Origin of the sequence: Staphylococcus sp. GDX8P54P, from assembly GCF_017893165.1 — a bacterium.
In the GTDB taxonomy this organism is placed as follows: domain Bacteria; phylum Bacillota; class Bacilli; order Staphylococcales; family Staphylococcaceae; genus Staphylococcus; species Staphylococcus borealis.
On the sequence record NZ_JAESMM010000086.1, the window covers coordinates 1,378 to 1,950 of the forward strand.

Annotated in this window: 1 protein-coding gene; it reads left to right on the forward strand. The window is 37.9% G+C overall.

What is annotated here, in order from left to right; all coding sequences use genetic code 11:
* A partial coding sequence (locus KA909_RS13365; protein ID WP_210130333.1) for a phage tail tape measure protein occupies positions 1 to 573 on the forward strand: 573 nt, incomplete at both ends.

Sequence of the window (573 nt, forward strand, 5' to 3'; positions counted from 1 at the left end):
AACTTAAAAGCTTCTGATTCAGGTCATGTTGCAGACTTATTAGCAACTGCAGCTAATGACAGTGCAGCAGACGTTCAGTATATGGGAGATGCACTTAAATATGCAGGTACACCTGCACATTCTTTAGGTGTTACTTTAGAAGATACTTCTGCAGCAATTGAAGTTATGAGTAATAGCGGACTTGAAGGCTCACAAGCTGGTACTGCATTACGTGCATCTTTCATCAGACTAGCAAAACCATCTGCTCAATCTCAAAAAGCCATTGATAAATTAGGCATTTCTTTATCAAATTCTAAAGGTGAATTTGTTGGTATGCCTAATTTGATAGGTCAGTTTAAAGATGCCTTACAAGGCATGACTAAAGACCAAAAACTTGCATATGTAGCACAAATAGTTGGTACAGAAGCAGCAAGTGGTTTCTTAGCATTGATTGACGCAGGTCCAGCTAAACTTAAAAAGTATAGTGATTCATTGAAAAACTCAAATGGTGCATCAAAAGAAGCGGCAGATAAGATGAAAGATAATTTAAAAGGGTCGCTTGAACAATTAGGCGGTGCTTTTGAATCACTAGGT